Consider the following 20,485-nt stretch of genomic DNA (forward strand, 5'->3'; position numbering starts at 1 on the left):
CGTGGACACCGCAACGCTGTGGCTGCTGCCCGCCCTCCCCCTGGCGGGCGCGATCGTCCTGCTCCTGACCGGACGCTACGCCGACAAGTGGGGTCATCTGTTCGGCACCGCGATAGCGCTGGCATCGTTCGTGGTCGCCGTGCTCGGATTCGCCGACATGCTCGGCCGCGACACCGCCGACCGCGCGATGCACCAGGACCTGTTCAGCTGGGTCCCGGTGGCCGGCCTCCAGGTCGACTTCTCCCTGCAGGTCGACCAGCTGTCGATGTGCTTCGCCCTGCTGATCACCGGCGTGGGCTCGCTCATCCACGTCTACTCGATCGGCTACATGAGCCACGATCCGGCGCGACGACGGTTCTTCGCCTATCTGAACCTCTTCCTCGCGGCCATGCTGCTGCTGGTTCTGGCGAACAACTACCTCGTGCTCTACCTCGGCTGGGAGGGCGTCGGACTGGCCTCCTACCTGCTCATCGGGTTCTGGCACGAAAAGCCCTCGGCGGCAACGGCGGCCAAGAAGGCCTTCGTCGTCAACCGGGTCGGTGACATGGGCTTGGCCATCGCGATGATGGTGATGTTCGCGACGTTCGGTTCGATCGACTTCGGCGTCGTGTTCGGCGCCGCGCCCGCCGCGAGCGAGGGCACGCTCACCGCGATCGGCCTGTTGCTGCTGCTGGCCGCATGCGGCAAGTCCGCCCAGGTGCCGCTGCAGTCCTGGCTCGGTGACGCGATGGAGGGCCCCACGCCCGTGTCGGCGCTCATCCACGCCGCCACCATGGTCACCGCGGGCGTGTACCTGATCGCGCGTTCCCACGCGATCTTCGATCTCGCGCCCGGCGCCCGTCTCGGCGTGGTGCTGGTGGGTGCGGTCACCCTGCTGTTCGGCGCGATCATCGGCTGCGCGAAAGACGACATCAAGAAGGCGCTGGCCGCCTCGACGATGAGCCAGATCGGCTACATGGTGCTGGCCGCCGGACTCGGACCCGCCGGCTACGCCTTCGCCATCATGCACCTGCTCACCCACGGGTTCTTCAAGGCCGGGCTGTTCCTCGGGGCCGGTTCGGTCATGCACGCGATGGACGACGAAACCGACATGCGCCGCTACGGGGGACTGCGCACGCTGCTGCCGATCACCTACGTCACCTTCGGCCTCGGCTATCTGGCGATCATCGGGGTGCCGCCGTTCGCCGGATTCTTCTCCAAGGACCGGATCATCGAGGCGGCGTTCAACCAAGGCGGTGTGGGCGGGATCGCGCTGGGCCTGGCGGCGTTGCTCGGTGCGGGCCTGACCGCGTTCTACATGACGCGGGTGATGTTGATGACGTTCTTCGGCGAGCGCCGGTGGAAGCCCGACACCCACCCGCACGAGTCGCCCGCGGTGATGACGGGCCCGATGATCCTGCTCGCTCTCGGTTCGGTGGGCGCGGGAGCGGTGTTCGTCTTCGGCTCCTCGCTGCAGAACTGGCTCGAGCCGGTCGTCGGCACCCACCACGGCGCCGAAACCGTGCCCGCGGCGCTGGTCACGATTCTCGCGCTCGGCGTGGTCGCCGTCGGCGTCGCGGTCGCCTACTCGCAGTACGCACAACGCGACATCCCCGAGACCGCGCCCGAAACCGTGTCCGCGGTGACCGTCGCGGCGCGGCGCGACCTCTACGGCGACGCGGTCAACGAAGCCGCGTTCATGCGACCCGGACAGCATCTGACCCGGGCGCTGGTCTTCCTCGACAACCGCGGTATCGACGGCGTCGTCAACGGCACCGCGGCACTGATCGGCGGGTTGTCCGCGCGGGCCCGGCGAGTGCAGTCCGGATTCGTGCGCTCCTATGCCCTGTCCATGTTCACCGGCGCGGCCCTGGTGGCCGCCGCCCTGCTGGCGGTGAGGTTGTGGTGAACGAGTTCCCCTGGTTGACGACGCTGTGGCTGGTTCCGGTCGTCGGTGCGGCGATCGTGCTGGCACTGCCTGCCGCGCAGCGCACCCTCGCTCGTGCCATGGCACTGGGTTTCTCGGTGCTGGTGCTGGGTATCGGTGTCGGGCTGGCCGTGCGGTTCGATACCGCAGGCGTCCAGTACCAGTTCGTCGAATCCCATCAATGGATTCCGGCGTTCGGCGCCGGCTACACCCTCGGCCTCGACGGCATCGCACTGGTGCTGGTGCTGCTGACCGCGGCGCTGGTCCCCATACTGATCCTGGCGGGCTGGCACGACGAACGCGAAGTCGGCAGCGGCACACGGGTGGCGCACACCTACGTCGCGCTCATCCTGCTCGTCGAGGCGATGGTGCTGATCTCCTTCGTCGCCCTGGACATCCTGCTGTTCTACGTGTTCTTCGAGGCGATGCTCATCCCGATGTACTTCCTCATCGGCGGGTTCGGGCCGCGCACCGGAGATGCCCTGCTGCGCAGGCAACGCTCCCGCGCGGCGGTGAAATTCCTGCTGTACAACCTGTTCGGCGGGCTGATCATGCTGGCCGCGGTGATCGGGTTGTACGTCGTCACCGCCCGCGAAGGGCTGGGCGAGGGTTCAGCGGGCACATTCGATTTCCGCACAGTGGTCGCCGCCGCCAACGCCGGACAGCTCGGCGCCGCCCCGGCGGTGCTCAATGCCCTGTTCCTCGGCTTCATGTTCGCTTTCGCGGTCAAAGCTCCGCTGTGGCCGCTGCACACCTGGCTGCCCGACGCCGCCGTCGCGGCCACGCCGTCCAGCGCGGTGCTGATGATGGCGGTGGTCGACAAGGTGGGCACCTTCGGCATGCTGCGCTACTGCCTGCTCCTGTTCCCCGGCGCGTCGGACACCTATGCGCCGCTGGTGATCACGCTCGCGGTGATCGGCATCGTGTACGGCGCTCTGCTGGCCATCGGGCAGACCGACGTGATGCGCCTGATCGCCTACACCTCGATCTCCCACTTCGGCTTCATCATCCTCGGCGTCTTCGCGATGACCAGCCAGGGTCAAACCGGCGCGACGCTCTACATGGTCAACCACGGCATCTCGACCGCCGCGCTGTTCCTGGTGGCCGGATTCCTGGTCTCGCGGCGAGGTACCCGGCTCATCGCCGAGTACGGCGGCGTGCAGAAGGTGGCTCCCGTGCTCGCAGGCACCTTCTTCATCGCCGGCCTGGCGACGCTGTCGCTGCCTGGGCTCGCTCCCTTCGTGAGCGAATTCCTCGTTCTGATCGGGACGTTCACCCGCTACCAGTTCGCCGCCGTGGTCGCCGCCAGCGCGCTGGTGCTCGCGGCCCTCTACATCCTGTGGCTCTACCAGCGGATGATGACGGGGCCGGTGCAGAAGGGCAACGAGCGAATCCATGATCTCGCGCCGCGCGAAGTCGTCGTGGTTGTCCCGCTGATCGTCGCGCTGCTGTTTCTGGGCATCTATCCGAAAGTCCTGACCGACTTCATCAATCCCGCGGTGAGCCAGACGCTCACCACCATCGGCCGCAACGATCCCGCACCGTCGACACCGACGGAAGCGGAATCGGCCCACCATTCCGGAGGTGCCCACAAGTGAACGTCCCGGCCTCCGCTACGACGCTCGCCGCGAGCGTCCCCGCACCGAGCATCGAATACGGCGCGCTGTCCCCGATGCTCATCGTGTTCGGCGCCGCCGTACTCGGCGTCCTCGCCGAAGCGTTCGTCGCCCGGCACCGCCGCTATGCCACGCATCTGGTGCTGAGCGTGGCCGGCCTGGCGGCGGCGCTGGCCGCCGTGGTCGCGCTGGCGGGCACCGAGACCACCGCGGTCGCCGGTGCGGTCGCGATCGACGGCGTGACGCTGTTCCTGCAGGGCGCCATCCTGGTCGTCTCGATCCTCGGGGTGCTGTTCATCGCCGAGCGTGGAGCCGAGCCCCGCGCCCAGGCACGGTCCGGCCCGGGAACGTGGAGCCGAGCCGCCGCTACGCGGGCGCGGGGTGTGGACGCCTTCACGCCACAGGCGTCGGCGGTTCCCGGCAGCGCGGCCGAAGCGGCGGCGCTGCGCGCGGGCGTGGCCACCACCGAAGTGTTCCCGCTGACGCTGCTCGCTGTCGGCGGCCTGCTGCTGTTCCCGGCGTCCAACGACCTGCTGACCATGTTCGTCGCCCTCGAAGTGCTGTCGCTTCCGCTGTACCTGCTGTGCGGGCTGGCCCGGCGCAAGCGGTTGCTCTCCCAGGAGGCGGGGCTGAAGTACTTCCTGCTCGGCGCGTTCTCCTCGGCGTTCTTCCTCTACGGCGTCGCGCTGCTGTACGGCCAGGCGGGCACGGTGCGGCTCGGCGGTATCGCCGACGCGATCGCGCAGCATCCGGACAACGCGACGCTGGCTGTGCTCGGGATCGCGATGCTCGCGGTCGGCCTGCTGTTCAAGATCGGCGCGGTACCGTTCCAATCCTGGGTGCCCGACGTCTACCAGGGCGCTCCCACCGCGATCACCGCTTTCATGGCGGCGGCCACCAAGATCGCGGCGGTCGGCGCGCTGGTGCGCGTGCTGCAGGTCGCGGTGCCCGGCCTGCGCGACGACTGGCGGCCCATCCTCGCGGCCGTGGCGATCGCCACCATGGCCGTCGGCGCGGTCATGGCGATCACGCAGACCGACGTCAAACGAATGCTCGCGTATTCCTCGGTGGCGCATGCCGGTTTCCTGCTCACCGGCCCGGTGGCGGCCAACGACCGCGGTGTCGCGGCGGTGCTGTTCTACCTGGCCGCCTACGGCATCGGCACGCTCGGGGCGTTCGCCGTGGTCAGCCTGGTCCGGGAACCGGACGGCGACGAGGCGACCGGTCTGCCGCGATGGGCCGGGCTCGGACGCCGCTCCCCCTGGCTGGCCACGATCTTCGCGCTGTTCCTGCTTTCCTTCGCCGGGCTGCCGCTCACCAGCGGCTTCGTCAGCAAGTTCGCCGTCTTCGAGGCCGCCGCCTCGGGCGGTGCTACACCGCTGGTCGTCATCGGCGTGATCTGCAGCGCCATCGCGGCCTTCTTCTATCTGCGGGTTATCGTCCTGATGTTCTTCACCGACCCGCCCGCCGACGCTCCGGTGCTGGTGTCTCCACCGCTGACGACGACGATCGTGGCGGTCACAGCGGCAGTCACCTTCGCGCTCGGCGTCTTCCCGCAGCCGCTGCTCGACCTCGCGGGCCAGGCGGCGAGCTTCGTGCGCTGACCCGGCGCGGCGTTGCCACCACTGGCGGACAACGGCGGCAACGCCGTCCCACTGCTGCGTGCACTCAACTGCCGCGCCGGCGTTCCAGCGCATTCGCGATCAGCGCGCGGGCGCGATCGCCGTACTCGGCTTGGTCGGCGAGGATCGCGAATGTTCGCTCGTGTAAGGCGATCTCCGACGGACGGGTGATGGTGAGTTCGGCCGAGACCGTCTCGGTGAGCACCTGCGCGCGGTCGTAGATGACGAAGTTCGTCGCGGGAGCGCGGTAGTCGGCGCAGATCGGGATGATGCCCAGCCGCACCCTGGGGTTGGCCATCACCGCCAGCAGGTGGGCGAGTTGTTCGGCCATGGTGGCGGCGTCGCCGACCGTGCGCCACAGCGCGGCCTGGTTGACCACGAAGTGGAACCGGTGCTTCGCCCGGAAGAGCACTTGCTTGCGGGCCATGCGCGCGGCCACCGCGTCCTCCAGATCGTCGCGTCCACCGGTGACGGCGATGCAGGCGGTCAGGATCGCGCGGGCGTAGCTCTCGGTTTGCAGCAGCCCCGGCAAGGTGTCCGGCGCATACCAGCGGATCTGCGTGGTCTGCGCCTCCAGATCGATCGACTGCCGTTGCCTGCGCGCATGTCCGGAGGCGACGGTGCGCTGCCATTCCAGGTACATCGACTGCAGATTGCGCGCATTGGCCACCAGATCGTCCAGCACGGCGGTGTTGCCGCACGCCTCGCACCACGCGGCGAGATCCGCCTCCGAAGGCGTCTGCTTGCCGCCCTCGATTCGCGATACCTTGCTGGAATGCCAGCCGCATCGCGCGGCCAGTTCCAGTCCGGTCAGGTGGGCGGCACGACGTAGTTCACGCAGGCGCGCGCCCAGCACCTCACGTGCGTCCGACACACCGTTCACTCGGGTACGTGCTCACTCTCGGAATATCGTTGATGATCGATGCCTTTAGGCCACAGTCGCTCCCGCACCTGTAGGTAGCGGGCGATGAGCGCCGGGTCGGTGGTGATCGACAGCCCCGTGAACTCCCCGTTCTCCGTGAAGGTGTTGAAGGCGAGGGTGGTCGTGTCGAACAGCCAGTAATCGTCGGAGGGCAGATCGACGGGATCGATCAGATGCCGCGGCAGCCAGCGCACGGTCTCGCCGGTGGCGATGTTGTCGTCGGTCGCCGACAGCAGCCATCGTGTGTAGTCGGTGTGCGGGACGGATACGACGCGCAGTCGCTCGAGGGTGACTCCGCGAGCGGCTGACTCGACCATCAGAGCATCCCAGGCTTTCCACGACTCGGGCTGTTCCTCTCGCTCGTACGCTACTCCGGCATCGAAACGGCGCAACGCTTCCTGCTCGTCCTCCATCACATAGTGGTCGCGCACCTCGAGATGGAAGGCGCGGAATCGAGCCGCCCGGAAGAGCGGCTCGAAACAGCGCTCGCCGACGACGTGCAACATCAGCGCACCACCACGGCGGTTTCGTGACAGTCGAGGGTCAGCTGGGCCAGTAGTTCGGGATCGGTGACCGGTTCACCGGCCACCAGCACCGAGCCGAGGGTTCCGCTCGCCTCCACCCGTAGCCACATGCCCGGCTCCAGCCAGTCCAGCAATTCGTGTGGCACGAGGACCGTCCCGGTGCGGTCGGTGGCATCACCCTGCACCACGAGTACGCCGGTGTCGGTGGCGTACACGGCGGGACAAGCTCCATGATCGGATCCGGATCCGAGAAGTCGCAGGTTCATAGCTGATCCTTTGCGAGAGCTGGCGGACGATGCCGTGCAATCGTCCCCACCGGAGGCTGTGCCGGTCAACGTGGTTCGCAAAGTCGCGCAAAGTCATGGCGGGGGTATCGGTGTGGCTTCTACCGTCGATTCGGCAACTCCGGCCGTCGAGCCCGTGTCGATCCCTGGGTTGCCTTCTCCGTGAGGGAAAGGGCTGCGACATGATGAGACGACCCAGGACTGCCGCCGATTTCGCGGTACTGGGTGTGCTTGCGCCAGGAGGGTTGCTCACCGTAGAGCAACTGGCTCAGCAGGCGCGACTGACCGCATGGTCGGTGCGCAGCGCATTGCTGCGCTTGCAGTCGCGCGGTCTGATCATGGATTGCCGGCACCGCGGCCGCTGGGCCATCACACCGCGAGGCCGGGGTGAATGGGCCGCGAAGGGACGGCGATTCACCTTGTGAGCCGAAGCGTGCGGCTTCGGTCAGGTCGCCAAGAATGTCCGGATCGCCTCGTCGGCGGACAGTCGATTGACGCCGACGGTGACATCGATGGTCGGATAGCGGTCTCGCACCGCGGCAGCGATGTTCGTGAGCCGCTCGGTGACCACCGCCGGATCACGCAGGGAATGTTGCCCCAGGCCCTCGAACCCCGGAAACCCGTCCGCCACCAACGTCACGTCGGGGTGGCTGATGATGTCCTCGTAGGTCTGGAACTCCACACTGACGATCTTGGATGTGTCCACGCGGCCCGGCGTGGTGAACACCCGGTCGCTCACTCCCTCCACGTAGTTCTTCGCCGAGTGCCCCTCGGCGGCCATCGGATGCACGTGAATCCGATCGGCGTCGATGCCGAGGACCATGCCCGCCGGATGAAACCGCATCGTGCCGTCACGGACATCCGTCCAGCTCGTGATCGTCCCGTAGACACCCGCGATGTCGTTGCCGTCCGTCAGATATACGACGTCACCGGCAGTGCTGTGCGAAGCAGTACGGATGAAGCCTTCTCCGTCCACCGGCTCCGGACCACGGAAGGCTCTCGGAAAGACCTGCTCACACTGCCACAAGCGCGCTCCGTTGTAGAACCTGTCCAACGGCTCGGAACCGGAACCCGGCAGCGGTGGCGCGGAGGGCGGGTTGCCGGAGTCGAGATCGCGAGCGAACCGGATGTCGGCGTTGTCGAGTACTCTGGCCGCAGCCGCGACCTCCCGGCCGATCGACTCGACGCCGTCCGCCGAACCTCGCGCCAATCTGGCGATTTCGACATCCAAGAAGCGGGTGAACTGCACCAGCTCCCGCGAGATCACATCGGATCGGATCAACAACGAACGCCGCTCCCGATCTTGTCGCGGCCACATCGCGACAGCGCCATCATCCCGTAACCTCTTCGGCGGATATCCGGCCACTGGGGTTCCCGATCGTCCGATCGTAGCGGCGATGCGCGCGCGGATATCCGGCCGAATTCTCGCCTCCGAGAACAGTTTGCGACGTTCGCCGCGCCACCTCATCGGTTGCCACGCCTCGACGCCGGAGGACTCGGATGCCCGGTGGACGAATAGTCGGTACGTAACGGGGTTCGTCCCGGACAAGGTCACTGCCGCACCTGCTGCTGCCGGTGGCACCGGTAGCAGGCATCAGTCGGCCCGCAAACGGGTGTTGTTGGCCTGGATCAATGCTCGGATGCGGGTGATAGCGTCCCCGGCAGCGAGAGCGGGCAGAGGACGTCCGTAGCGGAGGCCCCGACCAGCCGCTGAGGCGTCTCATTTGAGGCGTACGGTGATGATGTAACGCACAGGGGCGCTGACCGCGACAGAGATATTGAGATGGGCGTACTCATCGGCTATGCGCGGTGCTCCACCGACGAACAAGACCTCACCGCCCAACGCGTGACCCTGCTCGGTCTCGGCGTGCCCGAGGACCGGATCTACCTCGACCATGGACTCACCGGCACCAACCGGGAACACCCCGGCCTGGCCCAAGCCCTCGCCGCGGTGCGCGCTGGGGACACTCTGGTCCTGCCCGAACTCGACCGCCTCGCCCGGTCGCCCGCGGCGTCAGGCTGTCGTTGGGCGGGCAGCTCTCCGACCCCACCGACCCCATGGGCAAGATGTGCTTCAACATCTTTGGTCCCCCTCTATCGAGTCCTCGACCGAGCTCCCAGAGTCTCGGCATGAGATCCCCCACGAGCAGGAGTGACGCCCCGGTGACCGACCTGTCCGCCCTCACCCGGTTGTGCCCACCCCCCGCCTCTCCGCCGCCCCCGACCGACTGGCCGAGCGTCGAGGAAGCTCTGGCGCGGGCACTCCCAGCCGACTACAAGTGCCTCATCGACACCTACGGATCCGGCAGCTTCTGGGACTTCCTGCGCCTCTACCAGCCCCACGCCCCCACCGAATGGGTCGACATCACCGGCCCCATGCCCACCGTGATCCGCGGCCGACTGGAGGAGGACCGCGCACAACAGAAGAACCCCGTCCCTTACGACCCCCAGGACCTGTTTGCCATGGGCGTCACCGACAACGGCGAATACCTCTTCTGGGTCACCGACCCCGAAGACAGGCCCGACCAGTGGACCATCGCCATCAACGAAGCTCGCGGCCCCCGCTGGTTCACCTACCACGGAACCCTCACTCAGCTCCTCATCGCCCTGCTGACCAAGACCACCAACGTCCTCATGTTCCCCGACGACCTTCAGACGCTGGACCCCTTCTTCCTGCCCGACTCCTGAGCCGACACTGCAGGGGTCCGTGCACACGCCAAGAGGCAGTGGAGAACCGTTGACCAGCCTGAATCCTCCGACATAACGGTTGCGGAGCAAAAGTTCTATGTGCTTGGTCCAAGCCCCGCAGCCCACGCCCTCACCGAATGGGGGTCGACATCACCGCCCATGCCGCCTCGGCCCCTGAGCACTGCCGGGCGGGACTCAGCCGGTCATGTGCGCGGGGCGAACAGCACTCGCGGTTCCAAATCCACAGTCCCACCCCCGAAATCCGGCCACCTTGCAAACCTAGGATACCTAGGATATAAAGTAGTTAGATTAGGAATGGGGTGTACGCATGATGGCTCGAGCAGGGCTGACCGCGGAGCGAATCACGCGCGCCGCGGCTGATCTCGCCGACGACATCGGACTGGACAACGTCACCATGTCGGCGGTGGCCAAGAGGTTCGGCGTTCAGGACGCGAGCCTGTATTCCCACGTCAAGAATCTCCGCGAGCTCCGTGCGCGCGTCGCCGTGCTGGCGGCCGCGGAGAAGACCGAGCTGATCGCGGCCGCAGTGGCCGGTCGCGCCGGACGCGACGCACTCGCCGCCTACGCCCATGCCTGGAGGGACTACGCCCTGCGCTACCCCGGCCGGTACGCCGCGACGCAGCTTCCGTTCGACCCGGAAATCGCGCACACCGCGCCCGGCGCGCTGCGCGCCGTCGAACTGACCTACAGCATGCTGCGCGCCTACGGCCTGGCCGAACCCGACCAGACGGACGCGGTGCGATTGCTGCGCAGCACCTTCCACGGCTACAGCGTTCTCGAGACGACCGGCGGTTTCGGGCACACGCGCTCCACGGCCGACTCGTGGGAACGCATCATCGAGGCCCTGCACGTCACTCTCGAGCAGTGGCCGACCGGCAACAAGGAGAGACAATGAGATCCGGCACTCTGCGTGTCCCGGGGGCCACGCTGTACTACGAAGTGAGCGGTACGGGGCCGGTGCTGTTGTTGTTACCCGGCAGCGGAGGCGACGCCGCAGTCTTCGACCCTGTCCTCGAGCCGCTCGCGCGACACTTCACCGTGGTCACCATCGACCCGCGCGGCTACTCCCGCAGTGTGCTCGACCCCGGCCCAGCGGCCGACATCGAGGTCGAGGTGCAGAGCGAGGACGCCCACCTGCTGCTGCAACACCTCACGCCTCCGGGCGAGGACGCCTACGTGTTCGGCGGCAGCGGCGGCGCGGTGGTCGCCCTGGATCTGCTCGCCCGCCATCCCCAGCGGTTGCGGCTGGTGATCGCGCACGAACCACCGTCTTTCGGTGTGCTGCCCGATGCCGCCGAGCACAAGGCCTTCGTGGACGAGGTGTACGAACTGTTCGTCACCGACGGTCTCGCTGCCGCGGGCGCCCGCTTTCTCGAGGGCATCGGCGGAGGCGTCCACATGCCCGATCCCGCCCAGCTCGCGCCGCGCGCCGCGGCGATGATCGAACGTCTGCACGCCAACGCACCACGCAATATGCGACACGAATTGCGCACGATCACCTCGCATCTGCCCGATGTGGCGGCCCTGGCGCCGGTCACCGATCGCCTCGTGCTGGGCGCTGGCCGGGAAAGCAGAGGCAAACTCCCCTATCGTCCCGCGCAGACTATCGCCGCGCAGCTGAACATTCCGCTGACCGAGTTCCCGGGTGGGCACAGCGGATTCACCGATGCACCCGCAGAATTCGCGCAGGCGCTGCTCGAATTGCTCTTGCCCGACCGCGCCCCCACCGGCCACCGCGCGATCCCGAGGCCCGCGACGGTGAGTGAGCAGGCGTCCGCTGGCTGAGAGGTCTCGCGGGTTTGCAGGTTGTGGCAAGAGCTGGCCGAGCGTCTTGCCGGACCTCGGGCACAGCACAGGCACCGGGGGATGCGCACATCGTCGAGGATGTGTTCTCGTGGCGCGGGTCGGTGCTGCCGAACGCATCGCCCCCGGGCGGCCCTACTCCACCTACCCCGCAACGCCGACGAGTGGCCGCAGGCCGGAACCGTTCTCCGCTGGAAAGTAGCGACCATCCGCGTCAGCCTGTACTCGCTGTACAAACGCACGGATATCCAAGTCAGGCTCCGCCCCCTTCACGACGGGTGAACCCGGAACTCTGCGGTAGTCGTGAATTCCATCTCGCTCAACTAATCATTGAGCGGATTCCATCTAGCGCAATCGGTGTCCCGATAGCACTCGCCCGGAAACACGACAATGGCTTGACCAGCAGCGATGATGGGCGTTGCTGCGGGCGGGCTTCCCACACGCTGGACCGCTGCTGATCCTCGAGGTGAATCTGGAGCTGATCGCCCTGCCTTACCACGCGCTGCGGCCGGCCGGATCGCTGAAGAACGGACGTGCTCGCGCGCTCCTTCGCGGAGTGCGCGTGAGTGAGTTCATAGAGCACGCGCCACACTCGTGAGTAGGTTCTCGAATATGGATAACGACGGACCCAGCCGTACAGCGCTCATCACCGCCTACGCCCGCGCCTACCATCAGATCGCTGACCGACCACAGATCTTCACCGACCCGCTGGCGGCACGTCTGCTCGGCGTCACCGCAGAGGAACTGGCCGAAAAGGGCACGCCCACAACCAATCACCTCGGAGACAAGGTCAGCGATCGGCCCCGCCGACTGTTCTTCGCCGCCCGCGCGCGCTTCGCCGAGGACGCAGTGGCCGCGGCCATCACCGCTGGTGTGCGGCAGGTCGTGATCCTCGGCGCCGGTCTGGACACCTTCGCCTACCGCAACCCGCGCCCGGACTTGCGTGTCTTCGAGGTCGATCACCCCGCCACTCAAGCGTGGAAACGCGAACGCCTTACTGCCGCCGGAATCGACCGCCCTGAGACGTTGACCTTCGTGCCGGTCGATTTCGAAACCCAGACGCTGGCAGCGGGGTTGGAATCCACCGGATTCAAACGGACGGACCCGGCCGTCTTCGTCTGGCTCGGCGTCGTCTTCTATCTGACTTCGAACGCCGCCCATGCCACTCTCGAATACATCGCTGGTCAGGCCCATCCCGTCGAGGTGGTCTTCGACTACCTGCAGCCCGCGGCCACCGACGAGGATCGTGCGCACCAGCGGGCACGTGCCGATCGGCTGGCCGACGTGGGTGAACCCGTGCTCAGCTACTTCACGCCCGACGACATCGCCGCACAGCTGCGCGCCCTCGGCTTCACCGACCTCGAAGACCACTCCGCCCCCGACCTCATCGCCGGCTACCTCGACGGATCCGCAAGTTTCGAGGGTGAACCGCCCCACGCACTGCGCGCTATCCGCATACTGCGCGCGAGCCGCTGAGTTCGTCTGCCGCGCGGTTGCGGTCGTTCGAGTACGCCATCCCGGTGAGATCCTTGCTTCGGCGGCCTACCGAGGCAGGATCATCGACTTCAAATCCGGCAGATTGCCGATGCGCTGGCTCGCGGGACGTTCCGGCGCATCGGTCTGCGGCGAGCCGGTGCCCCGCAGCCGCGCACGCACCTCGGCGGGTGTCTTGCGTCCGGCCGCGGCCGCGCTCATTCCCTGGAAGCTCGTGACCGCGCCGGCCACGATCGGGGACGCGCTCGACGTGCCGCTGAATACGTCGGTGTACCAGAGGTCCTCGTCGGGACCGCCTTGCAGGTCGCCGTACCCGGTGGTGGTGACTTCCAGCCCCCAACCCTGCACATCGACCCGCTCGCCGTAATTGGAGAACGACAGGCGGGATCGGGCGGGGCCGTGGTCGCGGCCGTGGAAGCCGGGTGGGGGTGCACCGGCGCCGACGATGATCGCGCCGGAATCGGCTTCGCCACCGCGGAACGGATTACGCCAGGTGTCCGGGAACTCCGTCGGCCGGGTGTCGTAGAGCGTGTCATCGAGATCCTCGCCGCCGTTCCCGCCCGCCTCCACCACGATGAGGCCCTTGCCGACCGCGTAGCGGATCGCCGCGGCGTCGTCGGGCCACCATTCGACCGCGATGTAACCGCGCTGATCGGGCCGGCCGGCGTAGGCGAATCGGGGTCCGGGGCGGTGTAGTTCGAGCAGCATCACATCGCCGGTGTTCAGTGCGTCCGCGGCGGAGCGGATCGCGGCGGCCGAACCGGATCCGAAGATCGACACCGCGCGGATGTGGGCCTCGGGGACGATCCCGGTGATCCCGTAGGCATTCACGTCGCCGCTGATCACTCCGGCGACGGCCGTGCCGTGGTCGCGCCAGCCCTGCTGCGGTGAGGGGCTGCCACCGATCACCCCACCCTGATTGACCTGCAAATCTTCGTGGGTGAACCGCCACGCGCCCTCGATATCCACCACTCGCACGCCGGTCCCGCGGCCCCCCGGTACGGTCCAGGCCCACCGGGCGTCGATCCCCTGCGGGGCGGCGTCCAGATAACCCTGGCGCACAGCGAAATCCGGCGTCACCGGGGGCGCCTCGGCAGCGGCGCGACGGGTGATCGTTCGCTCGCCTTCCGGCGCGAGAGGCGGTTCGGCGGGCGGCTTCACATAGGCCGCCGCCACGTCCTCGGCGCTCCGCAGCCGCGCGGCCAGCTCGTCGAGTCCGCCGGTGACACCGCGCACGGAGAAGTAGTTGAGGTACTCCGCGCCGGTCTCCAGCTGCGGGGTGCCGGTGAGCCTGCGCTCCAAGCGGTTGGCCGGTCCGAAGATGCGCACGAGTTCGCCGCCGGGCGGGAGCAGTTCCTCCAGGCGTGATTGCGTGCTGCGACTGTCGTTCAGAGCGATCGGCGTGATCGCGGTGCCGGCGCCATGGGCGATCACGATCAGCTCCGCGGGCGACCGGAGCGGGGAGTGCTGGGATGCCATGCTGCCCAGTCAACCGCGACAGCACACGGCTCGCCACCGGATGTGTTCCCGTGGTCAGCCATCTACGCGCAGGCTTGCCACCATGCCCGGTATCGCGACCACGTCGCGCCGAGGGCCCGTGGCGAACAACGCTTCCATGGTCCCGATCGCGATCAGGCACGGCCCGGCCACCCAGCCGAGTGCGTCCGGTGACTCGAACAGCACCGCGCTCACCAGCACGCCGAATGCCAGCGTGACCAGTCCGAACAGCTCGTGCCACCCGCGCCGGGGCAGGTCGTCGACCCAGACGGCGACGGTGGCGTGACAGATGCCGCGGATCGCCCATGCCAATCCGATCCAGAACGACAGCAGCGGAGTGGAATTGCCGCCCGCGAAGCAAAGCGCCGCCAGAAGTGACGACACTATGCCGCTGACCAGCACCAGCACTCGTAGCGATGTGCCGAAGCGGGCACCGACCGCCACGGCCGATTGGAGGACGCTGTTGAGCAGCAGATAACCGCCGGACAGCAGTTCGGCTGTCGGCAGCGACTTGTGCGGCCACACCGCTAGGGCCACACCCATGATCATCGAGCAGGCACCGGCCACCAGTACCGTCTGCCGGGCTGCGCCGGCCAGTGGTTCCGTACGCCCTTCGACTTCGGTTTCGGGCATAGCTACATGATATGACCGGAGTTCCCGTTAGCGGCTCGTTTGCCTTTCCACGGCACCGTCATCCAAGCGCGAGTACCCGACGGAAAAGGCAGGCGTACGCAAGCACCCGGCCGTTTCGATGAATACGCCGGTGACAGTGGCGCCGTCGTCGAGCTTCCCGGGAGCGCCGACCTGACCGGCGGCGGTCGGCTTCATAGCCGAGCCCGAATCCCGCAGGTGGCGATGGATTCGCACTATCCCGGTCGCCCACCGGAATCTCGGTGCACGATGATTCGTCTCGGGCGATACCGAATCCTTGTGCGAGCGAGAGCCTGTCCGCACCGCGTACGGTGACCGAAGGTCCCGCGTGTCACTTTCGCCCTGCGCCTACGGCCGGTCCTTCCCGGTACGCAAGGCGACGACCTGAGCCACCGCCACCGGGTCACAGGCGGCGTCGTATACGCACCCGAGGACACCGTGTTCGGACGTGCCCACGAGCGCGGCGGCGGCTTGCGGAAGCGGCGAGCCCCGGTTGGTCAGCCCGCTCGGTCACACACTGCGGTATCGGAACTACAGTCCGCCATAACATTCGCCGATCAGGCGTCGCCATCCCGAGCGGGCTCGGCGGCGGGTGACTTGCGGCGGGTTTCGGCGAGGAGTTGGTCCAGTTGCGCTTCGGCGCGTTCAGCACGAGCGAGAGTCTGCGCGCGGGCTTCGTCCAGCGCTTCGAGACGTTGCGCGGCTTCCGCACGTGCCTTCTCGACGGCGGCTGCGGCCTCGGCTCGGACAGAGGCGAGTTCAGTCACCGCAGCGCGCCGGGTGTCGGCGAGCTCGGCGCGCGTGGCGTCGAGGTCGGCGCGAACTCGACGCCATTCGGCGCGCGCCTCGTCGGCGGCTTCGGCTCGTTCGGCGGCGGTTCGTTCGGCTCGTTCGGCGGCTCGTTCGGCGTCGGCCGCGCGCTGGGCGGCCAGATCGCGTTCGGAGTGAGCTGCCGCGACCTGGGCGGCCGCTTCCCGCCGGGCCTGCGCGATGTCGGTCTCGGCGCGGCTTTCGGCTCGCTGAACCTGTTCGGCGGCTTGCTGTTCGAGGCGTTCGGCCTGCTCGGCGGCCTCGCGGCGCACAGTACGGATCTCGGCCTCCGCGGCGCTGCGGGCGGCGAACACCTCGTCCGCGGCCTGCTTGCTGACGCGTTCGACCTCGCGCAGCGCGTCGTCGCGTGCCGAATCGGCTTCGGCGATCAGTGCTTCGGCCTGCTCGGCGGCGCTGGCCGCGTCGTCGGCGGCGGACTCGGCGAGTTCCCTGGCCTCCTGCGCCTCCCGGCGGGCTTGCTCGGCCGCCACGGCCGCGCCCTCAGCTTCGGCGATCCGCCGCGCGGCATCGACCTGCGCGGCTTGCACCTGGGCTTCGGCGATCGCAGGGTCGGCCAGCGTGGACAACTCCGCGACGGCGGCGCTCAACGTGGTGTTCAGCTGTTCGGCAAGCCCCCGGAACTGGGTGAGCAGTTCATCGGCGCGCAACCGCGCGACAGTCACCGGTCCCGGTGGCGTCACGGTGACAGGAGCGGCTGCGGCCGCGGACTCCTGTTGCTGCCGTTGCCGTTCCCGCCACGCACGCCACCGCGTGTGATCTGCTCGGTCACAGTACTCGGAGGGACGGCCCGGCCCCGCTGCACTCGTGATCGGACGGGAGCAGCCCGGATAGTTGCACACCTTCGACACGGCCAGATCGTAGCGTTTGTCCCGGCGCCCGAGCCGCAGCGGAAGTGGATCGAACGCTCCGTGTGAATACACCGTGGTCGTCTCACGTAGAACTTGATCGGCCGCAGAAGCGACCCGTTCCGCCTGGGGTGAAGCATGCTGCCCGAGACGAGAACGCGGTCGTCGCCGAAGCAGCTACGGCCGAGTCCGGAGTTCGTGCGGTGGATTGTCAGGCCCTGAATGTGTGCAGGCGCGCGGCGGCAAGGGTCTGCTGCGCGCCGTGGGCTTCGAAGGTGCGCACGGGCTGGAATCCGAGGCGGGCAGACAGTTTCAGTGAACGCTGATTGGCTGTCTGGGTGATGACCAGAACCGGTTGGTCGGGGAGTTCGTCGGCGGCGGTGCGCAGCGCGGCGGTGGCCGCTTCGAATGCCAGGCCCGCGCCCCAGGCGTTGCGTCGCAGCAGGTAGGTCAACTCCAGTTCTTCCCCGCCTTCGGTGAGGTGCCCGGGTTGGGCGGCGGAGCGCCGGTTGAGCATCAAGGTTCCGATGAGCAGGTTCGTCTCCTTGTCCGCGATGATGTAGACGCCCGGGCCGGCTGTGACAGTGGTGATGCCGACCGTGTCGAGGTACTGCTCGACAGCTGCGCGCGGACGTGGCCCGCCCAGATATGCCCGCACCTGAGGGTCGGTCTGCAACTCGATGAGCCCCTCGCGGTCGCCGTCGCGGGCCTTGCGCAACCGGAGGCGATCCGAAGCGATCTCAGGGATGGAGAGCGTGGACAGTTGGCTCATGAGGTGATCATGGCGGATTCGCCGGTTGACTGCACTGATCCACGTTGGTCCGAACAGCTCTCGTGCGCAACGGAACGGAGGTCGAGCCCATTACGGAGCATCTCAACACAAACCACCACTGAGACACGGCCTAGCAGCGTTCATACTGACGCGCGTAGGGCTGCGATTCCGGTGAAACATCGCGCCAGGATGGCTGGCAACCACCGATGAAGACCGCGAAGCCGGGGCCGTTGCGTGTTTCGATCGTGTAGTCGATTACGGCACCCGGCTGGGCCAAGTAGGGAAGATGCCGTTCGGCGAGTTGTGTTGCCTGCGCAGCGGTGAGTTGCTGTCCGACAGGAGGATATATCGCGATGTCCAGGGTGCGGCCTGCTTTGCCGGGCGGGTCGTACGCGGATATCTCGACGAAGAATGGGGTGGGTTGATCGGTCAGGAACCACTCCCACATCTCGAGTTCGCTATCGGACGGGAAGCGGAATCGGTTGGGCGGGAAGAGGGGTTGGCGGCCCGAGTTGAGCCACCCGGGTTCCAGTCTCGAGTGATTCCTGGACCCGCTACCCACAGCGATGGTGGCCACCGTCCAATCGTTGGGCGCCAGTTCGGGAAAGTCCTGGATGATTCGGCGCATCGCCGCGGTGGCACGGTGGGGTTCGGCCTCGGAGCCCGCCGAGACGCTGATGAGGTTGCTCATCTGATCTACGTCGATGCCGCGTGAGGACCAATGCACCTGTGTGCCGGGGGCCGAGACTCTCACCCAGGTGTATGCCGAGTTCGCTTCCCTGCTCACGTCCCGACCGAACCGCCAATACGCGGAATAAGAGTCCGTCATCCGGTCGAGATCGACCTCGGTCTGGTCGCCTTGGTAGCGCGGCGGAAGCTGCTGGGTGCCCATGGCACGCACCACGGACGCGGCCTCGTCCGGGGTGGCGCCATCCTCGAGCTGCACATCGAGCCGGGAATGGTACGTGCGGGACTTGCCCTCGTAAGCGAACCAATGTGACGCATCGACCACTCCGGGAAGGGCCTTGATGGCAGTTTCGATCACGCGTGACCAGCTGTCACGCTCGGCCTGGTCGGGTCCTTGTGTCGGAATAGAACATCCTGTCAGCAGGACTGCCGCCATCATCAATATGACGGTCGGGGTGGTGAAGCGCATACGTTTCATTACCACGAACTCGCCCCCACCCACCGAGCCGGAGTCGTCTTGGCCCGCGTCGTCGAAGGGCTCGAAAAATCGACAGACGCGACCCAACGGCCGCGGCCGCTGGGCCAGGACCGGACAGACAACACTGTCCTGTCTCAATGAAACTCGGCCACGGAGTCAGCTACCTTGCACTTGGCCAGTTCACTGAGACTCCGGACGACTACGTGACTCCCCTCGGGTTTCAAGAGCTTGGCCAGCCCGGATCTTCGGCGCGACACGAGTGCTCCGTGGCCCGGTCTTCTGCGCGCAGACCAGACCCCTCACAGGCCCCATCCACCACTCCGCCATGTCGTTCTCCAACGCCAGGTCGCCGGTGACGATGCCACGTCGGCCACATTCATGGAGACAGGACAACGCCGAACTCAGGCACGGCTGGCGCAGAGCTCTTGACCACCGATAAGTGAACCTTATCGGCGGTCAGATCGTCGGCGCTCTGCGAATCTCGTTCATTGGATTCATTTCGTATCGTTTGTTCCAACGAAACGAAACTCAAACGAAATGCCGGAAACTGGGTGCCCTGGGCCGAGGAGCAGCTGTCGGTTCTCATCCGGCTCAACGGCGAGATCGTTTGGCGTGTGGGGTGCTGATCGTTGACAGCCCGGTCGGCGTGCGGGAAGGATCGTGTGGATCAGGACGAGCTGATCGATGCGTGGACGATCGTGGGAGACGAGGCTGATCCGTGCCGAGCGGGTTCCTACTCGGCGAGGGTTCGCGATCCCGCTCCGCTTCTACAGCGAGCGAGGGCTGTTGCCGCGTGGGCGCGCCGAGATCCCGGATGGGGCGATCGAATACGCGGCCCGTCAGGTCGGTGTGGAGCGTACGGATATCGCGTTCCCTGACTGGTCCGGTCGCACGATCGAGTATCACCGCGCTCAGATCCGTCAGGCGCTCGGGTTCCACGAGTGCAGCGTGGCCGACGCCCACGCGTTGGCGTGGTGGTTTGTCGATGAGGTGACCCGGGCCGAGCGCAGCGGTGCGGGATCAGTTGCGGTGCAGGGAGATCTGGTCATCGGCGCGGACAAGTGGCGCAACCGGGCCCAGGACCTGCCGACCGATTTGGTCCAAAACTCTTGTAGGGGAACCTTCAACAGACGCGCGGGAGGGCCTTCCGTCTGGATTTGCCGACCAGGCGAGATGCCGTCTCGTTCAGGTGTCCGCCGATCTGTCCGATGAGGGGAGGTCTACGTACGCTTCCCGTGTGACCGCAACCCTCATCGGCTACGCTCGCTGCTCCACCGACGAGCAGGACCTCACTGCCCAGCGACATATCCCGTGTGGTCTCGGAGTCGCCGAAGACCGGATCTACCTCGACCACGGCCTGACCGGCACTCGCCGCGTCCGGCCAGGTCTCGACCAAGCTCTCGCGGCCGTCTGCGCGGGCGATACCCTGGTCGTCCCCAAACTCGACCGGCTCGCCCGTTCGGTGCCCGACGCCCGCGAGATCGGTGACTCCCTGGTCGCACGCGGTGTGAAGCTGTCGTTGGGCAGCGCTATCTACGATCCGGCCGACCCGATGGGCGAGATGTTCTTCAACATCCTGGCCACCTTCGCTGAATTCGAGGTCGACCTGCTGCGGATGAGAACACGCGAGGGGATGGCCGTCGCGAAGGCCAAGGGCGAGCTGAAAGGCAAGCGGCCCAAGCTGTCCGTCCGCCAGCATTCCCACCTGATCCCACGGCACCAGTCCGGCGAGCACACCATCGCCGATCGCGGCGAACTGTTCTCCGTCAGCCGGGCGACGGTCTACCGGGTCCTGGAACGACAGAAGCCCACGGTGTCCTCATCTACCCGGGCAGGGCAGTGAC

General features: G+C 67.2%; 21 protein-coding genes and 1 pseudogene. 11 read left to right on the forward strand and 11 right to left on the reverse strand.

Annotated elements, in window-relative coordinates:
• Position 1: 1 nt before the first annotated feature.
• From nuoL to nuoN, 3 genes are read left to right on the forward strand one after another with little or no spacing between them, the layout of a single operon-like run.
• Positions 2 to 1,888 carry an NADH-quinone oxidoreductase subunit L gene (gene nuoL / locus NNI01S_RS14790; RefSeq protein ID WP_063020674.1) on the forward strand — a complete coding sequence of 629 codons (1,887 nt, stop codon included), beginning with the start codon at positions 2 to 4 and terminating at the stop codon, positions 1,886 to 1,888.
• Positions 1,885 to 3,504, forward strand: a complete 1,620-nt coding sequence (locus tag NNI01S_RS14795) for an NADH-quinone oxidoreductase subunit M (protein WP_169812972.1) — start codon at positions 1,885 to 1,887, stop codon at positions 3,502 to 3,504. Before nuoL ends, NNI01S_RS14795 begins: the two co-directional genes overlap by 4 nt.
• Positions 3,501 to 5,126, forward strand: coding sequence for an NADH-quinone oxidoreductase subunit NuoN (gene nuoN / locus NNI01S_RS14800; RefSeq protein ID WP_063020676.1), 1,626 nt, complete (start codon positions 3,501 to 3,503; stop codon positions 5,124 to 5,126). The genes NNI01S_RS14795 and nuoN overlap by 4 nt, the downstream gene beginning before the upstream one ends.
• 64 nt (positions 5,127 to 5,190) lie before the next feature.
• Here the strand turns inward: nuoN and NNI01S_RS14805 are convergent, their stop codons facing one another.
• Genes NNI01S_RS14805 through NNI01S_RS14815 form a run of 3 tightly spaced genes read right to left on the reverse strand, consistent with a single transcriptional unit; the run spans position 5,191 to position 6,856 of the window.
• Complete coding sequence (locus NNI01S_RS14805; RefSeq protein ID WP_245676140.1) at positions 5,191 to 6,018, reverse strand: helix-turn-helix domain-containing protein; 828 nt, start codon at positions 6,016 to 6,018, stop codon at positions 5,191 to 5,193.
• Between the two features lie 5 nt (positions 6,019 to 6,023).
• A complete protein-coding gene (locus NNI01S_RS14810; RefSeq protein ID WP_063020678.1) occupies positions 6,024 to 6,572 on the reverse strand; it encodes a DUF6879 family protein in 549 nt (182 codons plus the stop codon).
• Complete coding sequence (locus NNI01S_RS14815; protein WP_157114793.1) at positions 6,572 to 6,856, reverse strand: hypothetical protein; 285 nt, start codon at positions 6,854 to 6,856, stop codon at positions 6,572 to 6,574. Before NNI01S_RS14815 ends, NNI01S_RS14810 begins: the two co-directional genes overlap by 1 nt.
• A 200-nt stretch (positions 6,857 to 7,056) precedes the next feature.
• Here NNI01S_RS14815 and NNI01S_RS35295 point away from each other — a divergent pair, with 200 nt between their 5' ends.
• Complete coding sequence (locus NNI01S_RS35295) at positions 7,057 to 7,299, forward strand: MarR family transcriptional regulator (protein WP_157230012.1); 243 nt, start codon at positions 7,057 to 7,059, stop codon at positions 7,297 to 7,299.
• 20 nt (positions 7,300 to 7,319) lie between these two features.
• Here the strand turns inward: NNI01S_RS35295 and NNI01S_RS14825 are convergent, their stop codons facing one another.
• Both NNI01S_RS14825 and NNI01S_RS36000 read right to left on the reverse strand, forming a co-directional pair.
• The gene (locus tag NNI01S_RS14825) at positions 7,320 to 8,159 is read right to left on the reverse strand and encodes a hypothetical protein (protein ID WP_157114794.1); all 840 of its coding nucleotides are present in this window, start codon (positions 8,157 to 8,159) and stop codon (positions 7,320 to 7,322) included.
• A 435-nt stretch (positions 8,160 to 8,594) separates the two neighbouring features.
• Positions 8,595 to 8,771, reverse strand: coding sequence for a hypothetical protein (locus tag NNI01S_RS36000; RefSeq protein ID WP_245676145.1), 177 nt, complete (start codon positions 8,769 to 8,771; stop codon positions 8,595 to 8,597).
• Here NNI01S_RS36000 and NNI01S_RS33565 point away from each other — a divergent pair.
• The 5 genes and pseudogenes from NNI01S_RS33565 to NNI01S_RS14850 all read left to right on the forward strand — a co-directional run.
• Positions 8,721 to 8,956: pseudogene (locus NNI01S_RS33565) on the forward strand (recombinase family protein); the annotation flags it as partial. The gene NNI01S_RS36000 and the pseudogene NNI01S_RS33565 sit on opposite strands and share 51 nt — an antisense overlap.
• Before the next feature lie 48 nt (positions 8,957 to 9,004).
• Complete coding sequence (locus NNI01S_RS35300; RefSeq protein WP_169812970.1) at positions 9,005 to 9,562, forward strand: SMI1/KNR4 family protein; 558 nt, start codon at positions 9,005 to 9,007, stop codon at positions 9,560 to 9,562.
• Between the two features lie 328 nt (positions 9,563 to 9,890).
• Positions 9,891 to 10,478 carry a TetR/AcrR family transcriptional regulator gene (locus tag NNI01S_RS14835; RefSeq protein WP_357990786.1) on the forward strand — a complete coding sequence of 196 codons (588 nt, stop codon included), beginning with the start codon at positions 9,891 to 9,893 and terminating at the stop codon, positions 10,476 to 10,478.
• The gene (locus NNI01S_RS14840; RefSeq protein WP_063020683.1) at positions 10,475 to 11,368 is read left to right on the forward strand and encodes an alpha/beta fold hydrolase; all 894 of its coding nucleotides are present in this window, start codon (positions 10,475 to 10,477) and stop codon (positions 11,366 to 11,368) included. Before NNI01S_RS14835 ends, NNI01S_RS14840 begins: the two co-directional genes overlap by 4 nt.
• A 630-nt stretch (positions 11,369 to 11,998) precedes the next feature.
• A complete protein-coding gene (locus tag NNI01S_RS14850) occupies positions 11,999 to 12,862 on the forward strand; it encodes a class I SAM-dependent methyltransferase (protein ID WP_063020685.1) in 864 nt (287 codons plus the stop codon).
• A 66-nt stretch (positions 12,863 to 12,928) separates the two neighbouring features.
• Here the strand turns inward: NNI01S_RS14850 and NNI01S_RS14855 are convergent, their stop codons facing one another.
• From NNI01S_RS14855 to NNI01S_RS14875, 6 genes are all read right to left on the reverse strand, one after another.
• The gene (locus NNI01S_RS14855) at positions 12,929 to 14,359 is read right to left on the reverse strand and encodes a S8 family serine peptidase (protein ID WP_063020686.1); all 1,431 of its coding nucleotides are present in this window, start codon (positions 14,357 to 14,359) and stop codon (positions 12,929 to 12,931) included.
• Positions 14,360 to 14,413: 54 nt separating this feature from the next.
• Positions 14,414 to 15,010, reverse strand: a complete 597-nt coding sequence (locus tag NNI01S_RS14860) for a DUF308 domain-containing protein (protein ID WP_063020687.1) — start codon at positions 15,008 to 15,010, stop codon at positions 14,414 to 14,416.
• 366 nt (positions 15,011 to 15,376) lie between these two features.
• The gene (locus tag NNI01S_RS35305) at positions 15,377 to 15,529 is read right to left on the reverse strand and encodes a maltokinase N-terminal cap-like domain-containing protein (protein ID WP_169812974.1); all 153 of its coding nucleotides are present in this window, start codon (positions 15,527 to 15,529) and stop codon (positions 15,377 to 15,379) included.
• 56 nt (positions 15,530 to 15,585) lie between these two features.
• A complete protein-coding gene (locus tag NNI01S_RS14865) occupies positions 15,586 to 16,539 on the reverse strand; it encodes a coiled-coil domain-containing protein (RefSeq protein WP_063020705.1) in 954 nt (317 codons plus the stop codon).
• 376 nt (positions 16,540 to 16,915) lie between these two features.
• Positions 16,916 to 17,476, reverse strand: coding sequence for a GNAT family N-acetyltransferase (locus tag NNI01S_RS14870; protein ID WP_063020688.1), 561 nt, complete (start codon positions 17,474 to 17,476; stop codon positions 16,916 to 16,918).
• 130 nt (positions 17,477 to 17,606) lie between these two features.
• Positions 17,607 to 18,632 (reverse strand): hypothetical protein, encoded by a 1,026-nt coding sequence (locus tag NNI01S_RS14875; RefSeq protein WP_157114795.1) that lies wholly within the window; start codon positions 18,630 to 18,632, stop codon positions 17,607 to 17,609.
• Positions 18,633 to 19,325: 693 nt separating this feature from the next.
• Between NNI01S_RS14875 and NNI01S_RS36525 the strand changes: the two genes are divergently transcribed.
• Together NNI01S_RS36525 and NNI01S_RS14880 are read left to right on the forward strand one after the other, a co-directional pair.
• Positions 19,326 to 19,853, forward strand: coding sequence for a DUF4158 domain-containing protein (locus NNI01S_RS36525; protein WP_084488804.1), 528 nt, complete (start codon positions 19,326 to 19,328; stop codon positions 19,851 to 19,853).
• Positions 19,854 to 19,878: 25 nt separating this feature from the next.
• The gene (locus tag NNI01S_RS14880; RefSeq protein WP_063020690.1) at positions 19,879 to 20,484 is read left to right on the forward strand and encodes a recombinase family protein; all 606 of its coding nucleotides are present in this window, start codon (positions 19,879 to 19,881) and stop codon (positions 20,482 to 20,484) included.
• Position 20,485: the final 1 nt, after the last annotated feature.

The organism is Nocardia niwae NBRC 108934 = DSM 45340, assembly GCF_001613465.1.
Lineage (GTDB): Bacteria > Actinomycetota > Actinomycetes > Mycobacteriales > Mycobacteriaceae > Nocardia > Nocardia niwae.